Source organism: Actinomycetota bacterium, assembly GCA_013152275.1.
Taxonomy (GTDB): domain Bacteria; phylum Actinomycetota; class Acidimicrobiia; order Spongiisociales; family UBA4744; genus BMS3Bbin01.
The window spans coordinates 25339-45234 of sequence record JAADGS010000018.1 but is presented as its reverse complement, the minus strand read 5'-3'; the positions used below and the strand labels follow the sequence as shown (position 1 = coordinate 45234).

15 protein-coding genes and 1 tRNA gene are annotated in these 19896 nt (G+C 65.4%); 4 read left to right on the top strand and 12 right to left on the bottom strand.

The window, feature by feature from the left end; all coding sequences use genetic code 11:
- Positions 1–16 precede the first annotated feature (16 nt).
- From folE to GXP34_01430, 7 genes are all read right to left on the bottom strand, one after another.
- Positions 17–592, bottom strand: coding sequence for a GTP cyclohydrolase I FolE (gene folE / locus GXP34_01460; GenBank protein NOY54632.1), 576 nt, complete (start codon positions 590–592; stop codon positions 17–19).
- Positions 592–2451, bottom strand: coding sequence for an ATP-dependent metallopeptidase FtsH/Yme1/Tma family protein (locus GXP34_01455; protein ID NOY54631.1), 1860 nt, complete (start codon positions 2449–2451; stop codon positions 592–594). Before GXP34_01455 ends, folE begins: the two co-directional genes overlap by 1 nt.
- Before the next feature lie 287 nt (positions 2452–2738).
- Positions 2739–3209, bottom strand: coding sequence for a hypoxanthine phosphoribosyltransferase (gene hpt, locus GXP34_01450; protein ID NOY54630.1), 471 nt, complete (start codon positions 3207–3209; stop codon positions 2739–2741).
- A gap of 53 nt (positions 3210–3262) precedes the next feature.
- Positions 3263–4591, bottom strand: coding sequence for a tRNA lysidine(34) synthetase TilS (tilS, locus tag GXP34_01445; GenBank protein ID NOY54629.1), 1329 nt, complete (start codon positions 4589–4591; stop codon positions 3263–3265).
- Positions 4570–5622, bottom strand: a complete 1053-nt coding sequence (locus tag GXP34_01440; protein ID NOY54628.1) for a hypothetical protein — start codon at positions 5620–5622, stop codon at positions 4570–4572. The genes tilS and GXP34_01440 overlap by 22 nt, the downstream gene beginning before the upstream one ends.
- Before the next feature lie 264 nt (positions 5623–5886).
- Positions 5887–6135, bottom strand: coding sequence for a hypothetical protein (locus tag GXP34_01435; GenBank protein ID NOY54627.1), 249 nt, complete (start codon positions 6133–6135; stop codon positions 5887–5889).
- Positions 6128–6661: a sigma-70 family RNA polymerase sigma factor gene (locus GXP34_01430; protein ID NOY54626.1), complete on the bottom strand. Its 534-nt coding sequence runs from the start codon at positions 6659–6661 to the stop codon at positions 6128–6130. The genes GXP34_01435 and GXP34_01430 overlap by 8 nt, the downstream gene beginning before the upstream one ends.
- A 199-nt stretch (positions 6662–6860) precedes the next feature.
- On the opposite strand from GXP34_01430, the gene GXP34_01425 reads away from it, so the two are divergent.
- Positions 6861–6932, top strand: a tRNA-Thr gene (locus GXP34_01425).
- Positions 6933–6939: 7 nt separating this feature from the next.
- Here the strand turns inward: GXP34_01425 and GXP34_01420 are convergent.
- Genes GXP34_01420 through GXP34_01410 form a run of 3 tightly spaced genes read right to left on the bottom strand, consistent with a single transcriptional unit; the run spans position 6940 to position 9997 of the window.
- The gene (locus tag GXP34_01420) at positions 6940–8016 is read right to left on the bottom strand and encodes a DNA polymerase III subunit delta' (GenBank protein NOY54625.1); all 1077 of its coding nucleotides are present in this window, start codon (positions 8014–8016) and stop codon (positions 6940–6942) included.
- Positions 8004–8615 carry a dTMP kinase gene (gene tmk / locus GXP34_01415; GenBank protein NOY54624.1) on the bottom strand — a complete coding sequence of 204 codons (612 nt, stop codon included), beginning with the start codon at positions 8613–8615 and terminating at the stop codon, positions 8004–8006. Before tmk ends, GXP34_01420 begins: the two co-directional genes overlap by 13 nt.
- Positions 8612–9997, bottom strand: coding sequence for an MFS transporter (locus tag GXP34_01410; protein ID NOY54623.1), 1386 nt, complete (start codon positions 9995–9997; stop codon positions 8612–8614). Before GXP34_01410 ends, tmk begins: the two co-directional genes overlap by 4 nt.
- 37 nt (positions 9998–10034) lie before the next feature.
- Here GXP34_01410 and topA point away from each other — a divergent pair, with 37 nt between their 5' ends.
- A complete protein-coding gene (gene topA, locus GXP34_01405; GenBank protein NOY54622.1) occupies positions 10035–12695 on the top strand; it encodes a type I DNA topoisomerase in 2661 nt (886 codons plus the stop codon).
- A gap of 131 nt (positions 12696–12826) precedes the next feature.
- Here the strand turns inward: topA and GXP34_01400 are convergent, their stop codons facing one another.
- Together GXP34_01400 and GXP34_01395 are read right to left on the bottom strand one after the other, a co-directional pair.
- Positions 12827–14062: a histidine phosphatase family protein gene (locus GXP34_01400; protein ID NOY54621.1), complete on the bottom strand. Its 1236-nt coding sequence runs from the start codon at positions 14060–14062 to the stop codon at positions 12827–12829.
- Positions 14063–14156: 94 nt separating this feature from the next.
- Entirely contained in the window at positions 14157–16220 is a 2064-nt protein-coding gene (locus GXP34_01395) for a sodium-translocating pyrophosphatase (protein NOY54620.1), read from the bottom strand.
- A gap of 87 nt (positions 16221–16307) precedes the next feature.
- Between GXP34_01395 and GXP34_01390 the strand changes: the two genes are divergently transcribed.
- Positions 16308–17528, top strand: a complete 1221-nt coding sequence (locus GXP34_01390; GenBank protein NOY54619.1) for an LCP family protein — start codon at positions 16308–16310, stop codon at positions 17526–17528.
- Complete coding sequence (locus GXP34_01385) at positions 17525–19822, top strand: DEAD/DEAH box helicase (GenBank protein NOY54618.1); 2298 nt, start codon at positions 17525–17527, stop codon at positions 19820–19822. Before GXP34_01390 ends, GXP34_01385 begins: the two co-directional genes overlap by 4 nt.
- The last annotated feature ends 74 nt before the right edge of the window (positions 19823–19896 follow it).

The following is a 19896-nucleotide window of genomic DNA, read 5'->3' as shown; positions in this document are numbered from 1 at the left end:
CCGCGCACCCGCCAGGTCATCGGTTCCCGAACAACAGCGCGAATGCCTCCGAGCGGGTCGCCGCGCTCTTCGCGAAGGCGCCCCGGACCGCAGAGGTCGTCGTGATCGCTCCGGGTTTCTTTACCCCGCGCATGCTCATGCACAGATGCTCGGCCTCGACGACCACCAGTACGCCGTACGGGTCGACGGTATCCATCAACGTGTCGGCGATCTGCGTCGTGAGCCGTTCCTGGAGCTGAGGCCTGCGGGCGAACACCTCGACGAGGCGGGCGAGCTTCGAGAGTCCCGTGAGCGTTCCCTTGGGGAGGTAGGCGACATGCGCGCTCCCGTGGAACGGCATGAGGTGGTGCTCGCACATCGAGTAGAACGGAATATCCCTGACCATGACGATCTCACGGTGCTCCTCTCGCACGAACACCGTCTCGAGGATCTCTTTAGGGTCCTGACGAAGCCCACCGAACACTTCCGCGTACATGCGGGCGACGCGCTCGGGTGTGCTCGCGAGGCCCTCACGTTCGGGGTCTTCACCGACTGCTTCGAGGATCGTGTAGACGGCTCCGGCGATCGCCTCGAGGTCCGGAACGTCCCCCATCAAACGGTCTCCGTGTGGTCGGCCGCGACCCCGCCGGCAGCCGGAGCGCTGCCGGGAACCCGGATACGGATGCCGTCGCTGTGCGCGTGCTGCCATTTCGGCACGTCTTTGAAGATCTCGGCGACTTCGCCGGCGTCGATCGTTTCCTTCTCGATGAGCACGGCCGCCATCCGGTCGAGGGCGGCTCGATGAGTCTCGAGAATCTGGCGAGCTTCCCTGTGCGCCTGAGAGATCAGCTTGCGAACCTCGGCGTCGATGAAGGCGGCCACCTCATCCGAGTAGTCCTGCTGACGGCCGTAGTCTCGACCGAGGAAGACTTCGCCGTCGGCGTGCCCGTACTTCATCGGTCCCAGCCGGTCGCTCATCCCGTACTCCATGACCATCTGGCGTGCGATATCGGTCGCCTTCTCGATGTCGTCGCCGGCACCGGTGCTCGGATCGTCGAACACCAACTCCTCTGCCGTCCGGCCGCCCAGGAACATCGCCAACTGATCGACGAGCTCGGAACGCCGCATGATGTACTTGTCTTCCTCCGGCAGAGATTGCGTGTGCCCGAGCGAGCGGCCACGGGGGATGATCGTGACCTTGTGGATCGGGTCGGCCATCGGAAGCGCCCACCCGACCAGCGCATGCCCGGTCTCGTGATAGGCGATGACCTTCTTCTCCCCGTCGGAGATCAGCCTGCTCTTGCGCTCGGGCCCGGCGATGACCCGCTCGATGGACTCCTCGAGTTCCTCCATCGCTATCAGGTCCTTGTCGCGGCGTGCCGCCAGCAACGCTCCTTCGTTCAGCAGGTTGGCCAGGTCCGCCCCGGTGAAACCGGGCGTCTGGCGAGCCAGCACCTCCAGGTCGATGTCGTCGGCGAGCGGCTTTCCGCGCGCATGCACCGCGAGGATCGCCTTGCGGCCCGGCAGGTCCGGACGGTCGACGACGATCTGACGGTCGAACCGTCCCGGGCGCAGCAGTGCAGGGTCGAGGATGTCGGGCCGGTTGGTGCCTGCGATCACGATCACGCCGGTGTTGACATCGAATCCGTCGAGTTCCACCAGCAACTGGTTGAGTGTCTGCTCTCGTTCGTCGTGTCCGCCGCCGAGACCGGCACCGCGATGCCTGCCGACGGCGTCGATCTCGTCGATGAATACGATGGCCGGTGCCTGCGCCTTGGCCTGTTCGAACAGATCGCGAACCCGAGACGCCCCGACACCGACGAACATCTCGACGAAGTCGGAACCGGCAATCGTGAAGAACGGCACGCCCGCCTCGCCGGCGACGGCGCGGGCAAGCAACGTCTTACCGGTGCCGGGAGGGCCGAACAGCAGCACCCCTTTGGGCATCTTGGCGCCCAACGCCCTGAACTTGTCCGGCGATTGGAGAAACTCCTTGAGCTCGGTCAGCTCCTCGACGGCCTCGTCGACCCCGGCGACGTCGGCAAAGGTGATCTTCGGCATGTCGCGCGAGACCTGTTTCGCCCGCGACTTGCCGAACTGCATCACCCGGTTCCCCGACCCCTGCATCTGCATGAAGATGAACACCATGAAGCCGATGAGGAACAGCCACGGCAGGAACGTGATCAAGATCTCCCAGAATCCGGCCGGTTCCGGATCGACCTTCACGTCGACGCCGGCCTTCCTCAACGCCGCGGAAAGCTCGTTCTCGTCCTCCTGCAGATAATCGACCTTGTAGTCCGGGGTGCCATCGACGGAACCGACGAACTCACCCGTCACCACGTTGGATTTCTGCATGATGGTCGCGGTCGCGACCTTGCCCGCGGTGATGTCGTTCCAGAACTCGCTGTACGAGACCTTGTCCGGCTCTGCCGTCGTGCCGAGATACTGCTGGAGGAGAACCAGCAGGATCATGGCGATCAGCCCGTAGACCAGGATCGAACGGATGGTACGGTTCACGAATCTCCTCAGGCCCCTTCGCGGGACGGTTTCACACCTCTCGGCGCACGATTGGGTTTCTCATAGTATCGCCGTTGATCGGCTACAAAGTTAGGGATCTGTCGAGTCCACCCCGACGGGACGGCCCTCTCCGCGCGCGGCCGGTCGGCGAGCGCCGTTTCACCCGCCTCGCGGTCTTGGAGCAGTGCCATGTCGCGTACGAAGTGCGGGGCACGAGATACGAAGTACGAGATGCGAGACCCCTATTCGTCGTCTTCGACCATCACCGCGATGTGCGGCAGGTTCCGATACTTGCCGGCGTAATCGAGCCCATAGCCGATCACGAATTCGGGACCGATCTCGAAACCCGTGTACTTGACGTCGATCGGTATCCGCTGGATGTCCTTCTTGACGAGCAGCGCCGCGATCTCGAGCGACTCCGGGTGCCGGACCCGCAAGCTCTTGAGCAGGTAGTTGAGCGTGAGCCCGGAATCGATGATGTCCTCGACGACGAGAACGTCACGCCCTGCGATCTCCTGGTCGAGGTCCTTGAGGATCCTCACGACACCGGAGGTCTTGGTGGCCGCGCCGTACGAGGAGACCGCCATGAAGTCGAATTCCACGGGTATCTCGATGTGGCGTGCCAAGTCGGCCAACGTGATGAAGGCGCCCTTGAGGACGGCGATCATCAGCAGGTCCTTTCCGGCGTAATCTTCGGATATGGCCCGGCCCATCGTGGCGAGTGCCGCTTCGATTTCTTCGGCGCTGATGAGCGTCTTCCCGACCTTCACGCATCCTCCCGAGTCGCGCGGACCCAAAGGTAGCGCCTCGTGGCCGAATCCACCCAGCCGAGATCCGCGCGACGCACACCCGGAACCCACAGGACCTGCTCCTGCGGGCCGACGATCACCGGCCAGACCGGACGTTCGGACACGGGAACGCCGGCTTCCGTCAACGTCTCCGCCACGTCCTTGTGGCCACCTGCGATCACGATCCTGTCTCCGGTGCGCACGCCCCGCACCGTGACCGCGGAAGGGACCGCAGACGCATCCATGACCTCGACGAAACGGCTCACGGGGAACGCGGCCGGGGGCGCCTCCGCGACCCATGCGTCGAAGGACCAGGTTCCGAACACCGCGCTTCCGGGAAGCGTCCAGAGGGCCGATTCGGGCACCACCACCGCCGCCGGTCGCGAAAGCACGACCAGCGCCCGGCGGCGCTCCGCCTCCAGGCCGCCGGTCAACGAGGCGCGCATCTGCGTCCCGCGCGCGACACTCAGGACGAGGTGCACGTCGCGAGCGTCGCCTGCGTGCGGGCCGCCGATCATGCGTATCGCCCGGCGAACGGCTCTGACTGCAATGACCGGATCGATCGTCGCCAGGATTGCCGCCGACAACCGGACGGAAGCGCCGGTGACCGTCACGGGCACCCGATCGGCCTGCCGGTCCAGGTATTCGTTGTGCGCGCAGAGCGCGTCGGCCGTGCGTACGAGTGCCCGTTCGAGCGAAGGATTGAACCGCCCTTCGAGATAGGGGATGGCCTCCCGGCGAATGAGATTCCTGCGTGGCCCCGCTTCCAGATTCACCGGATCTTCGACCCAGGGAAGCCCCAACAGTGTGGCGAGCTCACGCGTCTGGGATCGTGTCACGTCCAAAAGGGGGCGGACGATTCGTCCCCGCCGGCGCGGAATGCCTGCGAGCCCGTCCGGTCCTGCGCCCCTCAGCAGGTTGCCCAACACGGTCTCGGCCTGGTCTGAGAGCGTGTGGCCGGTGAGGAGCAACTCTCCCGGCTCGAGGGCTGCCTCGAGCGCCTCGTAGCGAGCAGTCCTGGCGCGGCCCTCCGGTGACGATCCTCCGCCAACGGTCACCTCCGCGATGTGCAGCGGGATGTCGAGGAACGCCGCAACCGCAACGGCGGCCCCACGTACGAACGGGGAACCCGCGAGACCATGATCGACGTGTACGGCGCGCACGGTGAGGCCGGCCTCGAGTGCGGCCCACGCGCAGACGGCACTGTCCGGACCGCCGGAGAGGGCAACGACGCACGGGCTCGTGAGGGCACCGAATCGAGCCGGCACCGTGCGGGCGAGCGCACTCAAGCGACGCGAGTCAGCCATCGGATCGGCTCGTCGATCTCGTCGCGGGTCGGGAGGAACTCGGGACCTCGCCAGGCAATGCCGATGGCGTCCCATCCGGCTTCACGCTCGACGATCTTGACGAAGCGCTCCCCCATCTCGTATTGCTTGAACTTCATCTCCATGCCGGTCAACCGGAAGAACGCGGCCGTACGCGGATCGTTTCTTCGCTGTTTGAGGATGCTCGACATGCGGGCCTGGGTCACGAGCATTCCTTCGCCGATCCGGTCCATGATCACGTGACCGTGGCCTTCGAGCAGCGACATCAACGCCTGAACCTTGTCGATGAGCGCCCGCTGCCCATCGTTCGCAAAAAGCCCGAACAGGCCGGTCTCACCGACCAGCGGCCGACCCTGCATCGCTGCGTCTCGAAGCTCGGCGGCAACGCGGACCAATCGGCCGGGCTCCGGTTCCGCCGAGGAGATCAACGCCTTCACGAGATCGAGGAAGTAGGCGCGCATCCAGGGAATCCCCACGAACTGGAGCCGATGCGTGCATTCGTGGAGCGCCAGCCACAGTCTGAATTCGAGAGGACGGAACTGATGGCTTCTCTCGAGCGAGAGGATGTTGGCGCCGACGAGATAGACCGTGTCCCCGTCCAACTTGGTGGGCAGGGCGAGTTCGTACTGGCCGAGGACGCGTCGGGCCATCACACCAAGCAGCGCTCCGGTCTCTGCGGCCACGGCTCTCCGGGCCAGATAGCCTGCACCCTGTCCGAGGGGCCCGAACCGGGACAGCCGTTCGGAGAGGCGATCCTCGACGGAGTCCATGAGATGGGCGAAGAAGGCGACGTTGCGCTCGGCCCACTCGGTCCTGGTGACGACCCGGACCTCAGGGACACCTGTCGAGGCGAGCCCGGTCGCCTCCGCGACGAGAGGCTCGGCGCGTGCGACGAATTCGGGTGCCTGCAGCTCGAGAAGGCGCTGATGATAGGACCCCTCGAGGGGGTGGTGCCCGGCAACGGTCGAGGCGAGCCGGGTGGAGACAGCCCACGGAATCTGAGTCGCAGTCACGACGGGTGCAGCCTAGGAGACCCCCGAGCAATACCTGGCACGCATCTGGACGACCGTGCATTCCCCATCGGCACAGATCAACCCGATGGTCCCCTCGGATTCGACCCAGATGATCTGCCGTCGACTCACGACACTCCCGATACGACCACATGGGCCGCAAGACCCGCGCCCACCTCTTGCACGGGCGACGGCATCAGATATGAGACACGTGGCGAGTGCGGGCGGCGGCCCGCAGCCGAGAACCGGCAACGGGCAACCGGTGACTCAGTCTCCGAAACCCGGCTCCTGGTCCTTCAGGAAGGCCCACAAGCGGTCCAGGACCTCCTGTCTCGGCTCTTCCTGCACTCGATCGCGAATGACGATCCTCAGGTGTTCTTCGAACCGGAACGCTCCCAGGCATCCATTGCAGTGTCGGAGGTGATGTCTGATCTTGGCCGTATGCACCCTTCCGAGCTCATTGTCGAGATACAGGTAGACATTGACGATCGCTTCCTCACAGCTGCGCTTACTCATGGTCTGTCCCGGAGAGTCCGTGTTCCCGTGCAAAACTCCACAACGCTCGCTCCAGGGCTTTTCTTCCACGATGGAGCCTGGACATCACCGTCCCGATCGGCACATCCATGATCTCGGCGATCTCCTTGTAGGAGAAACCCTCGACGTCGGCGAGAAGAACCGGAAGCCGGAAATGCTCGGGGAGCGACTCGATCGCCGCTTTGACGTCGGCGTCGACGAAGCCTTCGAGGACCTCCTCTTCGGCACTGCGAGTGACCTGGCCCGAATCTCCGATCCTCCGGTACAGATACAGGTTCTCGACGTCACCCAGGTCTGTCTCGGTCGGACGGCGCATCTGCTTGCGATACCGATTGATGTAGGTGTTCGTGAGGATCCGGTACAGCCACGCCTTCAGGTTCGTTCCCGACGTGAAGGTCTGATAGGCGCGGTAGGCCTTCAGAAACGTCTCCTGAACGAGATCCTCGGCGTCGGCAGGGTTACGCGTCATGCGCAGCGCAGCCGAGTAGAGCTGCGGAGCGAACCGCATCGCGTCCTCCTCGAAGCTCTTCTGATCGGCCACATCCCTCCCCACACCGTCGGCAACGTGACAGTACCTGCATCCCTCGGTGAGAACGAACCATTCTCGGGGCTGCAGGCGGCCGAGAGCGGCGTCCGTGCAACCGACCCCCTCCCGGCCGACAGAACACCGCAAAGGTCGCCTGGCGAGACACTAGGATGCACGCCGCGCCGGAGTAGCTCAGCGGTAGAGCAGCTCACTCGTAATGAGCAGGTCCGGGGTTCGATTCCCCGCTCCGGCTCCCCGATTCACGTAACCGGAACCAATTCGGTGAACAAGGTGGCCAGGACGAGCTGAGGACGAAGGTTCGCCCTCAGATCCGGCACCGCCGCCAAGACACGTTCGGCATTGGCGACCGCGTCCCTCGGTCGAACCAACGCCAGGGTGGCCATGGACACGTCCCGGTTTCTCACCGGACCGGCGTATTGAGCGGATGCGGCATCCGCATACCATGAGGCCAGGATCTCCAAACCCGCCACGAGCAGAGACCGGGAAGCCTGCCGCAGTGCCCGTTCATTGCGGTCCTTCAGCACCTTGCGGGCGGCGGCGGTGAGATCTGTCTCTGCACCGGCGGCCTGCCGCTCACGGATCGCCTCGAGAAGCGGATCGGCGGCGCTCATGACCTCTTCGGCGAGACGGAAGGCCACGCCCGGATGCGAGGACACCTGCAGCGGGACGCCCAGCCAGACACGGCGGAACTTGGCCACCTCCGGACGTTTTGCCAGATCCAGCGCCAGTCCCGGCCTGCCGCCGGCGATCCGAGCGACCTCACGCGCCTGATCGACATCGATCCCCTGGGCGACGAGCGCGTCGACCAGGTCCTCTTCGCGCAGACGTCCGAACTGGATCGTCCTGCAACGGCTCGCGACCGTGGCCGGCATGTCTTGTTCGGATTCTGCAACGAGGATGAACACCGTCGAAGGCGTCGGCTCTTCGAGTGTCTTCAGCATCGCATTGGCGGCCTGATCGGTCATCGATCCCGCCTCGTCGAGCACGATCACTTTCCGCTCACCTTCCACGGGAGCCAGCATCGCCTTGGTGATTGCCGCTCGCGCCTGAACGACGGACAGTGCCGCCTGGCCCTCCGGTTGCACCATGGTCACATCCGGATGGTTGCCGTTCAGGACACGCCGGCAGGTGGCACATATCCCGTCGTGGATTCCGTGTTCAGGGCACAGGAGCGTGGCGGCGAACCGGCGGGCGACCGTGCCTTTGCCCACATTCGAAGGGCCGACGAACAGGTACGCCTGTGCAGGGCGCTCCGCCTCACGTTCGAGCAGGATGCCGATCGGGCCGTGACCGACGATGCCGTCTAGGAGAGCCATCGGTCCCTCAAGGCGCTCATGACATCGTCGACGACGCGTTCGACCGGACGGCTCGCATCGATGGTCAAGAAGCGAAGCGGTTCGGCGCCGGCCAACCGTTCGTAGGCATCGGCGACACGTCCCTGAAACTCGAGTCCCTGACCTCCGATGCGGTCGTCGCCATCCTGGCGTGCGAGACCGGCTCGTGGCGGAAGTCTGAGCAAGACGACGGTGTCGGGCCAGATGCCCTGCAGCCCCGCCTCGTTCACTGCCCGCACTTCATCGAACCCGAGCCTTCTCGCCCCGCCCTGGTAGGCGAGCGACGAGTAGACGGAGCGGTCGCCGATCACCCAGGACCCGCCGGCGAGCGCCGGGGCGATGACCTCCTCCGCGAGTTGGGCGCGCTGGGCTGCGAACAGAAGCGCCTCGGTCCAATCGGCCATGTCGTCGCCATGCAGCAGAACACTGCGAATACCCTCACCGATCGGCGTGCCGCCGGGCTCGCGCACGATCACGGCATCGTGACCGATCTCCCTCAGCCGCTCGGCCAACAGCGCCGCAACGGTGCTCTTGCCGGCGCCTTCGATGCCTTCGAGCGCGACGTAACGGCCGATGTTCATTCACGTTCCTTTCGCCGGCGGCCTCGGATCGAGGTGAACGTATCGGAGGCGTCTTCGAGAGAACGCAGAGCATCTTCGGGGATATGGGGTCGTGAGAACGTCTTACGCATATTCCACAAGGTAATCGCACCGGCGAACGCCACCACCACTCCGCCAAGCACGAGAGCACTGCGGATTCCGCTGGAGAATATCCCGGGGAGTCTTCCGTCCAGGATCGCGGCGACGAACGCGGCGGCCGTGATCGAGATCAGCAGGGCCGTCCGCGTGAGTGTGTAGAGGGCAGCGAACGTTCGCCCTCTCAACTCGTCGGTGACCTGCTCGTGCAGATGGGTGAAACCCATGACGTAGGAGGAACCGGCCCCGGCACCCGCCAGCAGCGCCCAGAACGCCGCGCCGGCGATCGTCCGAGAGAGCGCCGCAGCGGTGATGGTCAGGCCTGTTGCGACGAGGCTCAGGGCGAAGACCACATCCCGACGAAAGTCGTGCATCCCCATCGCCGACAGTCCAATCATGCCGAGGCCGACGCCGCTTCCGAGCGCCGTGATGAGAATCCCGAATCCGGAACTTCCGGCATTGAGCACGGAGCTCGAGAACGGCTGACCCAGGGCGAAGAAGACGCCGGCGCCGAACAGGGCGGTTGCGATACCGCCGATCACACTCCTCACGGAACGTTCTCGAAGAATGAATCGGATCCCGTCCATGACGTCCCTGAACGGCAGTTTCCAGTCCAGCTTGCCTTGGGCCTTCCTCTCTTCGCTGACTTTGGGACGCGGAATCGGAATCGTTGCGATCAGCGATGCCGAGAAGATGAACGTGACCGCATCCACTGCAAAGGCAAGCCCGGTGTCCGATCCGAACGCGCCCAGAACATGGGTCACCTCGGAGATCCTGGCGAAGATGGAGAAAGCTGCCGACCCGACAGGGAGCGTCCCGTACACCGCGACCAGACTCAAGCTGTTCGCTCGCACCAGCACCTTCTTCGGTACGAGGTTCGGGATACTCGCCTCACGCGAAGGCCCCCAGAACAACGCCAGCACCTCCATGGCGAAGGAGACGAGAAACAGCTCCGGAAGTGTCCGGACGAACACCAGCGACAGGGCGAGCAGCGCCCGGCCGACGTCACACACGACCATGGTGACCTTGCGGTTGAACCGGTCGGCGAGCACTCCGGCGGCGGCACCGAAGAGTCCCGGCAGCATCCGGGCGGTCAACGGGACCAGGATGCCCGTTACCCCGCCGATCGCATCGGCGAGAGCGATCGTCGCGAACAGGGCGACCCAGTCGCCGAAGCTGGACGCCAGACCGGCCCACCAGAGACGCGCGAACGGACCGCGACGCACCAGGCCGAGAGCGCCCGGGGTGGGGTCACCCTTCCTTTCCATGCCCAGCACGATACTCGGCCCGTTCGACCTGGCGACCATGATCGAAACACGTCATCGACGACGCCGGCGACGACCGAGAAAGCACAACCACCTTGACTTCTCCTCCCAATTCCTGATAATCATGGCCCTCGTGTCCAAACCACTCATCATCGTCGAGTCACCCGCGAAGGCTCGAACCATCTCCGGGTACCTCGGCTCGGGATACTCCGTCGAGTCCTCGATAGGCCATATCCGCGACCTTCCTTCGAAGGCTTCGGAGATCCCCAAGAAGTACCGCGAGGAGTCGTGGGCTCGACTGGGCGTCAACGTGGAGAAGGACTTTGCGCCGCTCTACATCGTCCCCGCGGCGAAGCGTGAACAGGTGCGCAAACTCAAGGCCGCTCTCGCCGGTGCGGACGAGGTGTACCTCGCAACCGACGAGGACCGTGAAGGCGAGTCGATCGCCTGGCATCTCCTCCAGGTGCTCAAGCCCAAGGTGCCCGTCAAACGCATGGTCTTCCATGAGATCACCAAGCGCGCCATCACGGAAGCGCTCGAGCACCCCAGAGAACTGGACACGCGACTCGTCGACGCGCAAGAAGCTCGACGCATCCTCGACCGTCTCTTCGGCTATGAAGTGAGCCCGGTGCTGTGGCGTAAGGTGCAGCCGAAGCTGTCGGCAGGCCGGGTGCAGAGCGTCGCGGTACGCATCGTCGTCGAGCGCGAACGTCAGCGGATCGCCTTCCGATCCGCGTCGTACTGGGATCTGCTCGGCACGTTCCAGCCGCCCGAAGGCGCTCCATTCACTGCACCGCTGACGAAGCTGGACGGCAAACCGGTCGCATCCGGCAAGGACTTCGATGCGGAGGCGAACCTCACCAACCCGCAAGCGCTCGTTCTCGACGAGGCTGCGGCGCAGATCCTCGCCGACGCCCTCGAAGGCGCCGAGGCGATCGTCCGCTCGGTCGAGAGCAAGCCGTATCACCGGTCCCCGTATCCGCCGTTTCGCACGTCGACGTTGCAGCAGGAGGCCGGCAGAAAGCTGCGTTTCTCGGCTTCGCGAACGATGCGGGCCGCGCAACGTCTCTACGAGAACGGGTTCATCACCTATATGCGTACCGACAGCACGGCGCTCTCGGAAGCCGCGCTGAGTGCCGCACGGCGGCTCATCGCCGACGAGTTCGGGTCGGCCTACCTTCCGAAGAAGCCCCGGATCTATGTCAACAAAGTCAAGAACGCCCAAGAGGCACACGAAGCGATCCGCCCCGCGGGAGATTCCTTCCGCTCCCCGTCGGAGGTCGAACGGCACGTCGGTTCGGACGAGGCCCGGCTCTACGACCTGATCTGGAAGCGAACCGTCGCTTCGCAGATGACCGACGCTGCCGGCGAATCGGTCCAGATCCGCCTCGAGGCCGACACGTCCGATGGGCGCACCGCCGGCTTCGTCCAGACCGGCAGGGTGATCACGTTCCCGGGTTTCTTGAAGGTCTATGTGGCCGGCAGCGACAGCCCCGACGCCCAACGGGACGACGAGGAGCGGCGCCTGCCACGGCTCGAGGAAGAACAGCGACTCGCGATCGTCGCGATGGAACCGAAGGGGCACGAGACCAAGGCGCCGGCTCGATTCACGGAGGCCTCCCTGATTCGCCGGCTCGAGGAACTCGGTGTCGGCCGCCCTTCGACCTACGCGTCGATCATCTCGACCATCCAGGACCGTGGCTACGTGTGGAAACGTGGCTCCGCCCTGATCCCGACGTTTACGGCGTTCGCCGTGGTCACGCTGCTGGAGCGGCACTTCTCCAGCCTGATCGATTACGCGTTCACCGCCCGGATGGAGAGCGACCTCGACCGCATCGCCCGTGGAGAAGAGGAGGCGCGCCCGTGGCTGACGAAGTTCTACTTCGGGAACGGTTCCGTCGGTCTCAAGACGATGGTGAGCGGCCCTCTCGACGAGATCGACCCGAGGGAGATCGGATCGATCCCGATCGGCGACGATCCCGACGGCATTCCGATCGTCGCCCGCGTCGGCCGGTACGGCCCGTACGTGGAACGTGACGGCGACAAGGCCTCGATTCCGGACGAGACCCCTCCCGACGAGCTCACCGTCGAGAAGGCTCTGGAGTTGCTCGCCGCACCCAACGACGAGCGCACGCTCGGAACGGACCCCGAAACCGGCCTGGAGGTCAGCCTGCGGGTCGGCAGATTCGGGCCGTACGTCCAGCTTGGAGAGCAAGATGGCACGACGAAACCGAAACGGGCCTCGCTCTTCAAGACGATGAACCCCGAGGACGTCACGCTCGAGCAGGCACTCCAGCTGTTGAGCCTGCCTCGCGTCGTCGGCGTCGACCCGTCCGATGGTGCGGAGATCGTGGCCCGCAACGGCAAGTACGGACCGTTCATCAAGAAGGGCTCGGAGACTCGCAGCCTGGAATCGGAGGAACAGCTGCTGACCCTCACGTTGGAGGAGGCCATCGCACTGCTGGCTCAACCGAAGCGGAGGCGGGGACAGCGGACGGCCACGGCGCCACTGCGAGAGGTCGGGACCGACCCGGTTTCCGGCAACCCGGTCGTGGTCAAGGATGGTCGCTTCGGACCGTACGTCACCGACGGTGTGGTCAACGCCTCGCTGCGTAAGGGCGACAATCCCGAAACGATCACCATCGAGCGTGCAGCCGAACTGCTCGAGCTCCGCCGGGAACGGATCGCCGCCAAAACCTGACGCCCTATCCGTTGAACCCAGGGCTCAGGGGGGTCGTCACGACGCATACGAGCCCAGGGTTCAAGTGCACACCCCACATCCGTTGAACCCAGGGCTCAGGGGGGTCGTGACGACGCATACGAGCCCTGGGTTCAAGTGACCTGGAGGGGGCCGACGTTGTAGTCGGCGAGGACCGGCCCGTCCGCGCCGAACACGATGTGGCTGACCGACGTGTTGCCCGGAGCGATCAGGCTCTGACGGCGCTCATGGTCCAACCCGATGAGGCTCGAGCAGAACCCTCGGATCGCGGCGCCGTGCGAAACCACCCCGATGAGCCGGCCCTGATGCGCTCGAGCGATATCGCCGATCGCCTCGGACACCCTGGCAACCATCCCACTCCACGTCTCTCCGTCACCGCCCCTGGGAATGTCCTCCCCTTCGTCGTAGATCGCCCGCCAGGCGCCGGGCCACCCGGCCTTGATCTCCTCGACGGTGTGCCCCTCCCACTTCCCCATCCCCAGCTCCATCAAACCGGGCACGACCACGGGGACGCCATCCGCGCGCAACAGGGCAGCCGTCTCGAGCGCCCGCCCGAGCGGTGACGAGTACAGCGTTTCGAAGGTCCCATGCCAGCCGGCCAATCGGGTCGCCTGACGCCTGCCCTCCTCATCGATGCCGCCGTCCGAGTGGCCTTGCCAGATGCCCGAATCGTTGGCGGCGGTCTGCCCGTGGCGGACGAGAGCGACGACCGTATCCCCCGCGGCGAGACGCTCGGCCGCCCATCCGGAGACCGGCCCGAGGTGTGTGGTGTCGTTGTAGTGGTCGACACGCATCCCAGAGGGTCGCACGGAAACCGTCGTCAGCGAAGTGTTGGCCACCCGACCCGCGAACGCAACCGCACGCGGTCGGCCGATCACGATGGCCATGACTCGCTCGATGACCCCACCGTGCGCCGAGACGAGGACACGTCCATTCCCTTCCATCTTCTCGACGAGACGCTCGATTGCGCCGCGGACTCTGGCCGTGAACTCGGGGAACGTCTCCCCGGTACCCCCGATCGGCACCGGATCTCCGCGCCGCAGTGCGGCCAGCTCTTCGGGAAAGCGCTTGGCCACCTCCGTGATCGGCACACCATCCCACGCACCCAGATCCATCTCCCGCCATGCTGCGTCGCGTTCGAACGGGAGACCGAGCGCACCGACCGTTTGCACCGCTCGCTCCATGTCCGAACTGACGATCAGATCGAACGGCCTGCCTCGAGTGAGGCGTCGGGCCACCACTTCGGCCTGCGCCATGCCCCTTTCGGACAGGGGACTGGAGCCGCGCCCCTGGATCAGGCCCGAAGCGTTGCCGGTCGACTCACCGTGGCGAAGGAAGACGATTTCCATTGAGGAGCAAGGATAGGCGGGCCGTAACACCACATCGCCCGTCCCGGCGCGAACGGCAGGCCTCACTCAGAGGCCCGCCACCGGCCGGGGGTCATCAACGAATGAAGGCCGAAGCGAAGATCAGGCTGACGATCGTCATCACCTTGATCATGATGTTCATCGCGGGGCCGGTCGTGTCTTTGAACGGATCGCCCACCGTGTCACCGATGACCGCCGCATAGTGCGCCTCGGAACCTTTTCCGCCGAACGCTCCGGCCTCGATGAACTTCTTGGCGTTGTCCCAGGCGCCACCGGCGTTCGTCATGTAGATGGCGAGCAGGAATCCGACGACGAGAGCTCCCGCGAGGAAACCTCCGAGAGCTTCCGTGTTGACGAACCCGATGGCGAGCGGAAGCACGATCGCCAGAGCACCCGGCAGGATCATCTCCCGCAACGCTCCGACGGTGGCAATGTCGACACACTTCGCGTACTCGGCCTTGACCCCCTCTTTGCCTTCACGCAACCCGGGGATCTCCCTGAACTGACGGCGAACCTCCTCGATCATGCGAAAGGCCGACCGACTGACCGCGTTGAGCGTCAACGCGGCGAACAGGAACGGGAACATCCCGCCGAGGAACAGGCCGATCATGGTCCCGACGTCCATGATGTTGATCTCGGTGAGTTTCACCGCCTGAACGAACGCCGAGAACAGCGCGAGTGCCGTCACGGCGGCCGATCCGATCGCGAATCCCTTGGCGATCGCCGCGGTCGTGTTCCCCAGCGAATCGAGGGCATCCGTGCTCTCGCGAACCTCGTGAGGCAGCCCGGCCATTTCGGCAATCCCACCGGCGTTGTCGGCAATGGGCCCGTAGGCGTCGACAGAAACGGTGATGCCAAGCGTGGCGAGGACGCCGATTGCCGCAATCGCGATGCCGTAGACGCCGCCACCTGCTCCGAGCCCCCAATCACCGGCCCAGTAGGCGCCGCCGATTCCGGCCGCCACGACGATCACACTGAACGCAGAGGACCGCATCCCCTCCGAGATACCCGAGAGGATCACGGTCGCCGGTCCCGTCTGGGCCTGACGCGCGATCTCCTTCACGACCTTGTAGCGATCGGAAGTGAACCACTCCGAAATCTGACCGATCGCCAGCCCGACCAGGAGCCCGACAAACACGGCGAGGAAAACGCCAAGCGGGTTCTTCACCCCGTCGGCTCCACCGAACACCCAGTAGGAGAGGCCGAGCGAGCCGATTGCCGTGATGATGGCTGCCAGATACGTGCCTCGGTGCAGGCCGGCCGCAAGGTGCCCTTCGTCGCGAGCCCGAACGGCGAACGAGCCGATGATCGATGCGAGCATGCCGACCGCGGCGATGGCGAGAGGAAAAATGATCGCCCGGTCTTTGAATCCCGCAGACGCGAAAACGATCGCCGAGTAGGCGATCGGAGCGACGAGGGAGCCGACATAACTCTCATAGAGGTCGGCGCCCATGCCGGCGGTATCCCCGACATTGTCTCCGACGTTGTCCGCAATCACCGCAGGGTTGCGAGGATCGTCCTCGGGGATTCCGGCCTCCAGCTTCCCCACGAGGTCGGCACCCACATCCGCCGCCTTCGTGAAGATGCCACCCCCGACCCTTGCGAACAAGGCGATCGATGATGCCCCGAGGCCGATCGCCGTCACGATGTCGGCCCACCCATCGACCTTGAGCCACACCCTGAAGACGAGATATCCGAGCCCGACACCGGTCAGGCCGAGACCCGCAACGGTGAAGCCCATCACCGCTCCGCCCCGAAACGCGAGAGGCAGTGCGGCAGTAACGCCCCCGGTGCGGGCGGCTTCGGTCGTACGACTGTTCGCCGCCGTCGCAACACGCATGCCAACGAATCCCGCCAGTGCGGAGAGGAACGCCCCAAAGATGTACGCGACGGCGCCCCACGGTCGGCCCCACGGCAGAAGCGCGCCGATCAGGCCGGCCATCAGCACGACGAACACCGCAACCCACGTGTACTCGCGACGCAGGAACGCCATCGCTCCTTCACGGATCGCGTCCGAGATCTCGATCATCCGCGCGTTGCCGCGCGGAGCGGCCATCACCTGTCTCGAGTAGAACGCTGCAAGTAAGAGCGCAAGTGCCGCACTCACCAATGCCGCGTAAACGAAGGGTGTTCCTGCCATCGGCGTCTCTCCCCGTGTAACCGAATGCAGGCGAGTATACGAACCCCGCGGCCCGCCCTCCAATACGGCAGGTACGATCCCTGATCCATGGTTCGCGCGATCGCACTCGTAATCACGTCTGCATTCGTCGTCGGCGCGTGCTCTTCGATTCCTGCCGCGACGACGACACGACCGGTGGAAACGACGACGCGACCGGTGGAAACGACGGCCGCAGCTTCGACAACGACAGCCCCGACCACGACGACGACCACGCCACCTCCCACCGTCAGGCTCTATCTGAGCGGGGTACCGGAACCCCTCGCCGAGCTGGTCGGGGATCTCTACATCGAGGCCCACACCTCGTCGTCGCCTCCTCTCGATCTGCCTCCCGGACTGGACACTCTCGTCGAGAACCTCGACCCTGGAGAGGGCCGGCTCACGATTCGCGCCGCAGCCGGACTCGGCGAGATCCTCGAGACACCGATCGCGGTGATCACCGCCGGGGACGACGTGATCCTCGCCGTCGCCGACCCGACGTGGAGGATCGTCGGCGCGAAGCTGGCCCGCTTCGGCCTGCCCGCCTCCTATGGCAGTGAACCGAAGTTCCTTCTCGTCGTCGGTTCCGACGCCAGGCCGGGCGAGAACCCGCTCCGCTCGAGAGCCGACAGCCTGCACATCGTTGCGATGGTTCCTTCGTCCGGAGCCGAAACGATCGTTGGAATCCCGCGCGATTCCTACGTCACGACACCCGACGGGCTCACCGACAAGTTCACCTCCGTCCTGTCACGGCGCGGCGTCGACACACTGCTCGCGACCGCACGCGAGCTGACCTCCCTGCCGATCGATGGTTATGTCCTGACCGGGTTCGAAGGATTCACCGGCCTCGTGGACGACCTCGGTGGAATCGTCCTCGACGTACCGTTCGCGATGGCGGACAGAGCCTCACAAGCGTTCTTTCAGCCCGGAGAGCAGATGCTCGACGGAGCAGCCGCACTCGCATTCTCCCGCAACCGCCACCTCCGTGGTGGCGACTTCACGAGAAGCCACGATCAGGGACTCGTCATGCTGGCCGGCCTCCGGGCCGTGCGCCTGCTGGGCATCCGCCGCCTGCCGGCCTCGCTCGAACTCCTGACGGATCACACGACGACGGATCTCGACGCGGCGGCACTGCTGACGATGGGCGCGACCATCTACGAGTCGGGCCCGGTGTCGAACGTCGTCGCCGACGGAGTCCCCGACAGGGTGAACGGTTCTTCCATCGTGCGCCTGACCGACGATGCGCTGGCGACCTTCCAGGATCTCGCCGACGGGACCCTGGAGAGCCCGTGAGCGCCGACAACGGCGAGGACCCCAAGGGCAACACCTCCTTCGAGGAGCTCGTTCGGTCGTGGGCGGAGCATCCGGACTTCGAAGGCACACCGGCCCATCTGGAGACGATCCCGGCACGCCAGGCTCTCTTCGAGGATCCCGACCCTCCCCTTGCGGGCGTCCTCAAAGAGCGTCTTGCAGAACGCGGCGTCGAGCGCCTCTACCTCCACCAGACACGGGCGATCGCCAACGTGCGGGCCGGCATCAACACGGTGATGGTGTCGGGGACCGCCTCGGGCAAGTCGCTCGGCTACCAGGTACCGATCGTCGAGGCGATCCTCGACAACCCCCGCACCTCGGCGATGCTGCTGGTTCCGACGAAGGCTCTGGCCCAGGATCAGCTGCGGAGTTTTCAGGATCTGCGTATCCCCGGCCTTGTCGCCGCCACCTACGACGGCGACACGGCACCGGATGACCGGGCATGGGTTCGCCGCCATGCGAACGTCGTGCTGACCAACCCGGACATGCTGCACGTCGGGATCCTGCCGAACCACGGGGCGTGGGCCGACTACTTCCTGCGCCTCCGTTACGTGGTCGTCGATGAGCTGCACGTCCTGCGGGGTATCTTCGGAAGCCACGTCGCCCACATCCTGCGAAGGCTCCGGCGCATCGCAGCCCACTACGGGTCGCATCCCACCTTCGTCTTCGCGTCGGCCACGATCGGGAACCCCGGCGAACTCGCACAGCGGCTGTCGGGGCTGCCCGTCGAAGTCGTCTCCCGGGATGATTCACCATCCGGCGAGAAGACCGTTGCGCTGTGGAATCCGCCGATGGGCGACAACGATCGCCGCCGCTCCGCCCTGTCGGAGTCGACCGATCTGTTCGTCGATCTGGTCCGCCGAGGTGAGCACACGATCGTGTTCACCCGCAGTCGGAAGGCGACGGAGCTGATCTACCGCTGGGCGGCCGATCGGCTCGATCCGGAACTGGCGGAGCACATTGCACCGTACCGGGGCGGCTACCTGGCATCGGACCGGCGCCGTATCGAGGCGGCACTGTTCTCCGGAGATCTCGTCGGGGTGACGGCAACGAATGCACTGGAGCTCGGCATCGACGTCGGTGGGCTCGACGCCGCGATCATCACGACGTTCCCCGGCACGATCGCCTCCTTCTGGCAGCAGGCGGGAAGAGCCGGTCGATCCAAGGACTGCTCGCTGGCAGTACTCGTCGGCGGCGAGGACGCCCTCGATCAGTACTTCATGACCCACCCCGCAGAGCTGTTCACCCGGCCGTCGGAAGCGGCCGTGGTCAACCCGGACAACCCGACGATCCTCGACGCGCACACGGCGTGCGCAGCGTATGAGCTTCCCCTCGACCTCTCCGACCGCGACTTCCTCGGCAGCGATGTGGAGGAGGCGGCGACCCGCCTCGTCGAGGCCGGCGACCTCAAGGTGCGAAACGGCCGCCTGTTCTGGGCTCGCCGCCGCCGTCCCGCTCCCAGGGTGAGCATCCGCGGCTCCGGCGGTCACCAGTATCAGATTCTCGACATCTCGTCCGGTGAGCTGCTCGGCACGCTCGAAGAGACACGAGTGTTCTCACAGGCCCATCCGGGCGCCGTCTACCTCCACCAGGGAGACAGTTACCTGGTCGACACGCTCGACATCGATCTCCACGAAGTGCACGTAACCCCTGCAGACGTCGACTGGTATACGCAGCCTCACGAAGAGAAGATGCTCGAAGTGCTCGATGTCGCGGAGCACAGGAGCATCCATGCCGTCCGCCATTCACTCGGCCGGGTCCTCGTGGAGAGCACGGTCGTCGCGTACCGGCGAAAGAAGATCGGATCGGGAGAGATCCTCTCGACCGAACCGCTGGATCTTCCACCGGTTCGACTCGAAACGGACGCCGTGTGGTTCACCGTCCCCGACGAAGTGATCGAAGCCGCCGGTGTCGCCGCGAACGAGCTCCCCGGCAGTCTGCACGCGGTGGAGCATGCCGCGATCGGGATGCTCCCCCTGTTCGCGATATGTGATCGTTGGGATCTGGGCGGCCTCTCCACGCCGATGCATCCCGCCACGGCGGAGGCGACGATCTTCATCCACGAGGCGTACCAGGGCGGGGCGGGGATCTCGCCCGTCGCCTTCGCCACCGGGGAGCGGCATCTGCGCTCGACTCTCGAGGCGATCGACTCGTGCCCGTGCGAGTCCGGCTGCCCATCCTGTATCCAGTCGCCGAAGTGCGGCAACTACAACGAGCCGCTGTCCAAGCAGGGGGCGGTCCGCCTTCTGCGGGCGGTACTCTCCGGTCGTCGCTGATCGGCTCGCCTCGCCTGCCACCGGGACACGGCAACCATGGGAGACGGCCAGGCGGCCCGTTGCGATCCCTTCGC